At 37.7% G+C, this 9545-nt stretch carries 4 protein-coding genes and 1 pseudogene; all 5 read left to right on the forward strand.

Annotated features, from left to right (window positions below; all coding sequences use genetic code 11):
• Positions 1 to 11 precede the first annotated feature (11 nt).
• Positions 12 to 5036, forward strand: coding sequence for a PBECR4 domain-containing protein (locus tag SORDD16_RS08260; RefSeq protein ID WP_061453090.1), 5025 nt, complete (start codon positions 12 to 14; stop codon positions 5034 to 5036).
• Between the two features lie 161 nt (positions 5037 to 5197).
• Entirely contained in the window at positions 5198 to 6943 is a 1746-nt protein-coding gene (locus tag SORDD16_RS08265; protein ID WP_061453091.1) for a type IA DNA topoisomerase, read from the forward strand.
• Positions 6944 to 6945: 2 nt separating this feature from the next.
• On the forward strand, positions 6946 to 8796 hold the full coding sequence (locus tag SORDD16_RS08270; RefSeq protein WP_061453092.1) for an AAA family ATPase: 1851 nt from the start codon (positions 6946 to 6948) through the stop codon (positions 8794 to 8796).
• Positions 8797 to 8887: 91 nt separating this feature from the next.
• Positions 8888 to 9226: a hypothetical protein gene (locus SORDD16_RS08275; protein ID WP_061453093.1), complete on the forward strand. Its 339-nt coding sequence runs from the start codon at positions 8888 to 8890 to the stop codon at positions 9224 to 9226.
• A 13-nt stretch (positions 9227 to 9239) separates the two neighbouring features.
• Positions 9240 to 9545, forward strand: a pseudogene (locus tag SORDD16_RS11985) (hypothetical protein); the annotation flags it as partial.

A 9545-nucleotide genomic window follows, 5' to 3' on the forward strand; every position in this document is an offset into this window, starting at 1 on the left:
GGAGATTTTATATGACAGAACAAGAATCAAGACGTGGTAAAAGTCGTAGAGAACGTGTTGAATTTGCACGTTCTAGAGATATTTTGGATGTTGCAAACGAGCTTCAGATGGAGCTGGTTCGATCCGGACGAGACTATCGATGGAAAGAACATGATAGCCTAGTTATTTCACCTGATAAGAATTTATGGAAATGGTTCTCCAGAAATACAGGAGGAGATGCGATTTCTTTAGTTGAAACGATAAAGGAAGTAGATTTTAATCAATCTGTGGATTTTTTAAATGATGGAAATTTTAAAGAGTTTCAAATGGTTGAAAGGACTCTAGAAGATTTTAAATACTATCTTGAGAAGTACGAGCAGCCGTTTTCAGATGGAAGAGATTATCTGCGGAATCAACGTGGATTATCAGATGAAACGATTGATTATTTTTTGGAACAGGGTGTTTTAGCCCAAGCTAACGCCAAACTTGACTACTTTGCGGAAGGCACTAGCAGAGTTACAACAAATGCGATTGAGCCAGTTATTGTATTCAAGTCCCTTTCTTCTTCAGGTGAAGTTGTTGGAGCCTCTTTACAAGGAATCCAAGAGAATTGGGAGAAGTGGCCAAAACATGGATATGCTAAAGTAATTATGAAGAACTCTGATCCTATGACAGGTATTCATGTTGATATTGGCAGTCCAAAACGATTGATTTTCACTGAGAGTCCTATTGATTTAATGTCTTACTATGAATTGCACAAAGATAGTCTTCAGGATGTCAGATTAGTTTCTATGGATGGTTTGAAAGAATCGACTATAGGCCGTCATCTATCCCAAATTCAAGCTGAAATATCAGGAAAACCGCTAAGATGGACACCTGAACAATTGGCAGACGGACTTCAAGTGGCTATTGATCATCACTTTTTTGAAAATGAGGAAAATGCGGATTTAATCACTCTAGCCTTAGATAATGATAACGCAGGTAGAACGTTTATTCAAGAATTGGAGGCAAAAGGAGCTGTTATCAATTCAGACCTACCAGAACTAAGACCAGGACAAGATAAAACGGACTGGAATGATGTTCTAAAGAATCAACAGGGAGAACAAATTGATAACAGCCGTCTTGCCCAGGCACGACGAAAGTTAGATCGATTAAGAAAGGAGAGAGACGATGCTATATCCAAGGCGTTTTCGCACCAAGCGCAAACAAATGGGCAACCTATGAATGATAAACGAAACGGAGCTAATTTCTTTCGTAGACAAGGACAACTAGAAGAGCGTATCTTTTCTAAGACAGATGAAATCAACGCTCAAAAAGAGAGGGTGGAACAGTTAGAGTATCAAAAACAACTAAGAGAGGAGGGGCTCAATCGTCAGGGAACAGGTCTTGAGATGAGTGTTCAAAATATACCTCGAATCCGTGAAGAACTAGAAAAAGCTGAACGTGGGGAGTCGTTCTTTACCAAAGCTACACTCAAACGCTATCAAGAAGAATTGACTAGACTTGAGGCCATATCTGAACAAATGGGTAAAACGAGCATTCAACCAGCAGCACAGGCCTTAATTGATGAGGGCTTAGTGAATCAGTGGCAAAAACAACCAAATACGTATTTTGTAAAAGGGTTACGAAGAGTTGCTCTGGAGTTGACTGAGGAAGGAGAGTTTCAATTATCTTCACAAACCAAGTATCATCCGAAAACAGATGAGGAAAGACTGAAGGTGGATGAATTACTTGCCAAACAAGGGCAAGAAAATGCTGGAGTAAAACAAATGATAGAGGAAGAGCGAAGTTCAGTATCTCCAGAGTTATTTGTAGCCTTTGATTTTACAGAAAATTTAAATCTTTCTCAAAAATTTTCATCAGGTGATGTGATTCCATATAAAGATTTTATAACTCAATTGTATGAAGAGAATAGCAGGGAAATGTTTAGTTTAGGATATGATAAAACCTACTTGTCGTTACAAGATGAGAAGGGAAATCGTCTGACAGGTGATTTTCGATATGACATTGGTAGTGAGAAAAGTGATATTTCCTCGCAATTGGGAGAAACTCTTCCAGGTCCTTACTTAGAACAGGCACAAAAGGCAGATCATGATTATCGGTCTCAAACTCCAGCTGAAGAAAATATCCAATTAGGGTCAGTTGAATCAGAAGAAAAAGCCCCTGAGAAATCTCAAGAGCTAGATATGATTTTTGAGCAACAAAAAAACGAGAGGACCAGTGGTAGTCTGGGGTCTTTACAGCCCGAAGCTGAAGGCAGTCCCACACCTGTACCAAAAGCTGGCACCTTTGAACGCTCTGTTACCAGTCGTCCTACGACATCCTCTCATTTACTTTATTTTACCATAAATGAAGAGTTTCAGTCAAGTAACGATGGCTACTATCACTCTATTTCCTTAGATGAATTAACTAAATTGAATCGTCCAATCCGTCGACTAGCTTTGCAAAATGCAGCACAGTATTATTTGGATGAGTTGGCCAACTCAAAGATTTATTATGTTACCCCTGATAAGACTGTACAAGTTCATTTTGAAGAAAAGCACTTCATGCACCTAACAGGAATTAAACCAATTGCATTAGGGCAGACACCCGAGAAAACTTTACATGATTTTGCAGAAGGAAATGGGCATTTTGATAATATTTTATTGGCTAATAATGATGCAGCTTTTGACAAACTAAAGGTCTTATCAGATCTTTCAGTAGCAACAGAAAGTACATCTTTCTATTTTGATGATTTAACTGATCTTAGGCGATATGATGGACGTTTTGATAGTCTTATAAAGTCTGATGATAAAGATATTATCTTGTTATTCAAAGAGTTAGAGGAAGAAAACTATATTCCAATATCAGTTTTTAAGTCTCGGACAAAACTTACCAAGGAACTGGAGACGGTAGATAAAACACCTATTCTTGGCGTATTCCGTGAACGTGATGGCCAGATTGAACAGCTATCAATTAATGAGGAATATGTTAAAGATGGTGGCGAGGAAATGATATCTGTCTTGAGAAATAAGCAGTATGAGGAGGTTCCTAAAGAAATTGAACAAACGGCTTCAGATAACACACCGAATAAAACCCTAGTTGATTCGATTAAGTTTACTCAAGTCTTAGATACTGTCTATAATTTAGGAGTGCCTAGTGACATCTCAAAAACTCCAGAAGAATTTCATAAGGCATGGAATCAGTATCTTGACTATGCGAAACAGTACAATGATAAATTTGATCAAATTGTTGCTGCAGCAGGAGAAGATAATCTCCTGGATAAAAATTCCGACTTTTATAGAGACTGGCATCAAGATCATATTTATAACGATGACTATCATATTCGCCTTCAATGGTCTGAGGATCGCCCAGGTGGCCCGAAATTGCCGTTTAAAGAGACCGAGCTGATATCTTATCGAGACTTTGCTAAAGAGCTATACAAGGCCAATCAGGACTTTTATCCAATTCATCAAGAAGGAATGAAACAAGTAACAGCAGGCAATACGGAAGGTTACATCCCTCCTACCAAAATTAAGTTTGATGTTTATGCTCCAGGGGGTGAAATGATCAAAGAGGGAATCCGATATGATATTGGAGATGAGACTACACCAATTTCACAAATGTTAGGGTTAGGCTATCGTCGACTCAACGGTCAATCTGTACTAGCATCGATGGATGAAGAAATTCTTTCTCAGCTGGAAAATAGAGAGGTGAATAAGGAAATTTCCCAGGAAGCAAATGAATCGACTCGATTGATAGAAGAAGGAGAAGGTCAAACTCCTGATACAAGAGAAACGGTAGCTTTTCAATCTTCTAAGCAAGAAACTAAAACCAATTTGCTTCAGCGTGTAGAGGAGATCTTGAATGAGGAACCTATTTCAGATTTGGAGACTCATGAAGTAAACTCAAGTAGTATTGATTATGCTGCTTTAACGCCTCATGAATTGAGTGAGGTTGCTTTCCAAAAAGTGAGAGAGTACACAGAAACACCAGAACGGTTAGAAGAGTATCTGAATTTTATGAGTAAGTTTCCAGAGCTCTCACCTAGAAATGTCGCTTTGATTCAGGAACAGTGGCCAGGAGCGAGTGCAGTCGCAACCTATAATCAATGGCAATCGATGGGGGAAGTTCTTGGGATTACTTCAGATCAGGTATTTGAAACTAGAAATACCTATACCAATAAAAAAACAGGTCGAACAAGAGAAGTTGTCCATAACAATCTTTCGGTTAAGACAGGAGAAAAATCACATATTACCTTGTTTAGACCTATGATGGTTGAAATGATTCCTGTATTGGATGAAAATGGGAACCAGGTAAAAAATGGAAAAGGCAATCCAAAATATAAAAGACTTTCTGAAGCGACACCTGAAGAAAAGGCGTTAAAGAAGGAAGGAAAATTGAAATCTCGCTTCTTCCAGGAAAGAGATTCAAATACAGGCTTAGCTAAATTCGCTACGTATAAAGTATTTGAGTTGTCCCAAACAACCTTGAAGCCTGAATTTTATCCAAAAGCGATGCCAAATCGTCACTATAATTTTAATATGGATCATATTCGTACAAAAGAGGTGCTCGAAGGGCTTTCAGATTATGCTAAGGGCATTGGGGTAACAATTTATCAAGACGATGCAAAAGAGTTGAGAAGTGAGAAAGGCGCTTTTTATCCAGATGAACAAAAAATACTTTTGAATCCAGATAATACTCCTGGAGAAGTCGTTGCAACCACTATTCATGAGTTGGCGCATGCTAGTCTACATAATCCTAAATTTGCTAACTCGTATAAGGAAGATGTCTCAAAAGATCGTAGAGAACTTGAAGCTGAGATGACAAGTTATCTCGTTTCTAATCATTTTGGGTTAGATACCTCTGAAAAAGCCATTCGCTATATGGCGATTTGGACTGATAATTTGACCTCTCTTGATGATCAACAACTAACGCAATCTATGAAACGGATTCATGGAACAGTGTCTAAGATTGTAAAAAGTGTTGAACAACATACAAAGCCTTATCAGTTGAATAGACAGGTTGGACAAAATCAAAATTTTATCCAGAGCCCAAAGAAGGGGCTTAAAGTATAGAAAGAGTGCTCTTTGTGGGCCTCTTTTTTATGTAAAAAGGTATATAACTTTTTGTACTGTTTTTTGATATCAACTCACTTTATTATTTGTCACTGTCCCTTTACAAAAGATTTTTTAATTATAGATTACAATGACAGAAAATGAAGTAGAAGGAGAATGATATGGTTATAGTTATTCTGGCTGAAAAAGAGAAACAGGCAGAAGCTTATGCTACAGCTTTGGGACAATTTAGTAAAAAGAAAGGTGTCTATGTTATCAGGCAATCACTCTATTTTCCAGCTGAAGTTCATGTGGTGGCTGCTGAAGGGCACTTATTTGAATACAGTGAACCAGACAACTGGTCACTTGATAAATTACCTCTGACAAATGTTTCATTTAAGCAACATCTCAAAGAGGATAAGAATTCAAGAGAAAAATTTAAGAGAATTTATGATGAAGTGGTAACAGCGGATCAAGTGATTATTGGGACGGATGCTGATAGAGAAGGAGAGCGGATTGCGTACTCTATTTTGTCGCACATACCAGGAGGCAAGGAGAAAATTTGGAAACGGCTTTGGGCAAGCTCTTTGACTAAGAAAGCTCTTCAAAAAGCTTTTCAGGAATTGAAGGAACCTTCAGAGACCTATAATTACTATTTGGAAGCTGAAGCACGTGCACAAAGTGACTGGTTGGTAGGTATGAATTTATCACCTCTTGCAACGATTGATCTTCAAGCAAGAGGACAACTCCCTCGAACAAAAGGTAGCCATCTATCGGTTGGTCGAGTTCAGACACCTGCAATTAGACTAGTCTGTGAAAATGATTTAGCGATTCGTAACTTTACTCCAGAAAAATATTGGAAGCTTCAGCTGGAGGATAAGAAAAATGGGGTATTCTTCACCACAAAAGACAAAACTAAGGATAGTGAGGCTATTTTAGCCTCTTCAAGGGGGTTATCAACCACCTCTATTATTTCTTCAGTTGAGATAGAAGATCATCAGAAATCCGCTCCACAGCTATTTACCTTGTCAGAATTACAAAGTTTTGCGGCAAGCGCATGGAAATTTGACTCAAGCAAAACAGAGAGTATTGTTGAAGGACTGTATTTGAAAGGATTTCTCTCCTATCCACGTCCGGACTCAGAATACATCAGTCGTTTTGAATTTGACGATTTAAAAGAAAATCTATCTGCCTATCAAAAGGCTATTAATTGTCATTTTCAGCCAGCGTTTTTGGAGCCTAGGGAAGATTATGTCAATGATGAAAAAGTATCTGGTACGAGCCATTCAGCCTTGATTCCGACTGAAAGAATTCCAAATCTTTCAAATTTAAAGACTGACCAACGACTGATTTATGAAGCAGTTGTGAAGCAGGCAATCTTGATATTTGCAGATGATTGTTATTATTCAACCAAAACAATTGAAGTAGAAAATAATGGTCTTATTTTTAAAACAAAGGGTAGAACGCTTCATAAATTAGGATGGGCTGAATGGAGTTCTCGAAAGGTACGAGGTTCTGTTGAAGTTCCTGATTATCAAGTAGGAGATGGAATTGAGACACAAGTCCAGATTGTAGGGGGTGAAACAAAACCACCTAAACGATTAACTGAGAGCCAATTGATTGGCCAAATATTTCCTAAATATGGCTTGGGAACACAGGCCACTAGAGGAGAAATCATTAGAAAAATTCAGAGCAAAGGCTATGTTGTCAAAGATAAAAAAACAGGTCAACTAACGCCTACTAACAAAGCCTATCTACTTATCAATTATCTCTATGACAATGAGTTTTCTGATCCAGAGACAACAGGAGGCTGGGAAATGTTTCTATCTCAGATAGGAGAAGGGAAAATTAATCCAAGAGAATTTGTGGATGCGATAAAAGATAAGCTCACTCTTCAAATCAAAGAAGTAAAAGAAAGGGGTGATTAAGTGTGACTACTGAAGAAAAGAAAAAAACACCCTATTTAGATCGTTATACAGATAATCTGACAGAAAAAGTTTCAAAAAAAGCAGAAGATTATCAGGTGTACGGACGTGATAAAGAAGTAGAAGCCGTTCAAACCTCCCTTCTCAGACGAACCAAAAACAATCCAATTTTGGTAGGAGAAGCTGGGGTTGGTAAAACAGCTATTGTTGAAGGATTTGCTTTAGCCATTTTACGAAACCAGGTATCTCCAAAATTAAAAAACTTGACCGTACGCTCTCTGGAATTATCTAGTTTAATGTCAGATGAGGATGGAGGATTTATTGTTAAGTTTAAGAAAATTATTGAGGAGATGGTAAAAACCAAAGGAGAAAATCTTCTCTTTATTGATGAAATTCATACGATTGTTGGTGCTGGTGGTTCAGATAAAGGCGCTCTGGATGCTGGAAATATTATTAAGCCAGTTTTGTCACGTGGTGAGATTCAATTGATTGGCGCTACTACTTTAGATGAATTTCATGAATATATCGAAATGGATCGAGCGCTGGAGCGAAGGATGCAGCCGATTATGGTTTCTGAACCAACAACTAGTCAAGCGATTGAAATTCTTGAACAAGCTAAAACTATTTACGAAAACTTTCACCAGGTGTCTATTAGTTCTGATGCTGTAAAACAAGCTGTACTGCTATCTGTCCGCTACATACCTGATCAATTTTTACCTGATAAAGCCTTTGACTTAATAGATGAAGCAGCGACAATTTGTTCTACAAATGGATTAGTTCATGTCGGGAAGCAAGAAATTGCAGAGGTGCTAAAAAATAAAACAGGTATTCCTGTCACGACAATTTTGAAAGGTAATAAGGAAAGACTTGACGGTTTAAAAGAAAAGCTGTCACGACGTGTTAAAGGGCAAGATGAGGCTGTAGAGGCTGTTGTGGATGCTATAACTGTTGCACAAGCTGGTTTACAGGATCAAAGAAAGCCCCTATCCTCCTTTATGTTTCTAGGAACTTCTGGGGTTGGAAAAACAGAGCTTGCTTTGGCACTAGCAGAGGGAATGTTTGATGATGAAGAGGCAATCATTCGCTTTGATATGTCTGAGTATAAGCAAAAAGGAGATATCACAAAGTTGATTGGTGATCGTCAAACTAGAACGAAAGGACAATTGACTGAGAAGGTTAAACAAAAACCTTATAGCGTTATTTTGATCGATGAGGTGGAGAAAGCACATTCAGAAGTTGTAGATTTATTTTTGCAAGTGCTTGATGCAGGGCGCTTGACTGATTCAACTGGAAGGCAAGTGAGTTTTAAGAATACAATCATTATTATTACTACGAATATTGGTGCTGAAAAAATTATTAAGCAGTATGAATTGAAAGGGAATTTTAAAAAACTAACAGATAGGGATAAAATTCAGTTTGAAAAGAGCATGACGTTAGAGTTAGAAACTAAATTCAGACCAGAATTTCTCAATCGAATTGAATATAAATTGATTTTCAACATGTTAGACGAGAAAGTGAATAAGGAAATTATTGTCAAACAACTATCAGAAATCGAAGCAAGAATGAAGAATCAAAAGTTGACTCTCTCTTATGAAAAAAGTTTGGTTACTTATTTATTGGATGTAGGAACCAATATAAAGGATGGTGCACGACCTCTGGAAAGAGTGATTAAGCACAAGGTGCTTCCTTTAATTTCTAAAGAGTTTCTGAACTTATCCGATCACAACCAAGAGTATCATTTTCATCTTTGGGTAGAAGGTGATGCGCCAGATGAGTATCACCGTGAAGATAAAAGAAAAATATTATTTGATGTCGAAGCTGAAAAGACGTCATTTGGTGAAGCATTATTTTCTTAAAACTCACCGTAAAAAAATGATTGTCCCTTTAAAAAATTTTTTTCAATTATCTATTATACTAACGTTGTCAAAAAAACAAAGGAGGATTTCTATGAAAAATTATTTGACAAGACAACTTCAGAAAGTAAAAACAAAATCACAAATGTTTTTATTGAGCCTTTCCCTATTCCTAACAGGATCTACAGTCTATGCGGACGATCCATTTGCTAAGTCGGATAACTTGGCAAGACAAGGAATTACAAAAGTTCAGCTAGTCAGTGTTGCGCTATTTGGTCTAGCTGCCGTTGTCACTTCGCTCATTTATGCGTTTGGTGGACGGGAGTTAAAAGCCTCAATGAAAAAAAATTGGGTGTCTATTGCAATTGCAATTATTGGTGTTTCTGCAGGTCCAAGTATCATTGAATGGATTTTTGATTTCGTGAAAAATTAAGGGGTGGTGATATATGGCTTTTGCGCTCTTTAATAAAGGTCGCTGTATGATTACAGATGACTTATTTCTAGAAATCACCTGGGAAGATGGGAGAGGGCCAGAGGATGATAGTGAATTGCTTGATATCATCGAGGGATTGGATCATCTTTCTGATTTTTCTCAGCCGATTGCAAAAAGTTTGCCCTACCTAACATTTCAACAAGCCGAATTGTTATTTAAAGAGTTAAAACAGGCGTATGGTCAGTTTCAGCTGAAAAAAGTAGCAATTGCCCATCTGGAAGGGAAAAGCGTAGTGACAGAAGGGGAGGTTTATGCTAGT

Origin of the sequence: Streptococcus oralis (assembly GCF_001578945.1) — a bacterium.
GTDB lineage: Bacteria > Bacillota > Bacilli > Lactobacillales > Streptococcaceae > Streptococcus > Streptococcus oralis_Q.

Coding starts and splice junctions, on each gene's coding strand:
- SORDD16_RS08275 (WP_061453093.1), top strand. CDS start 8,888: ATGAAAAATTATTTGACAAGACAACTTCAGAAAGTAAAAACAAAATCA.
- SORDD16_RS08260 (WP_061453090.1), top strand. CDS start 12: ATGACAGAACAAGAATCAAGACGTGGTAAAAGTCGTAGAGAACGTGTT.
- SORDD16_RS08265 (WP_061453091.1), top strand. CDS start 5,198: ATGGTTATAGTTATTCTGGCTGAAAAAGAGAAACAGGCAGAAGCTTAT.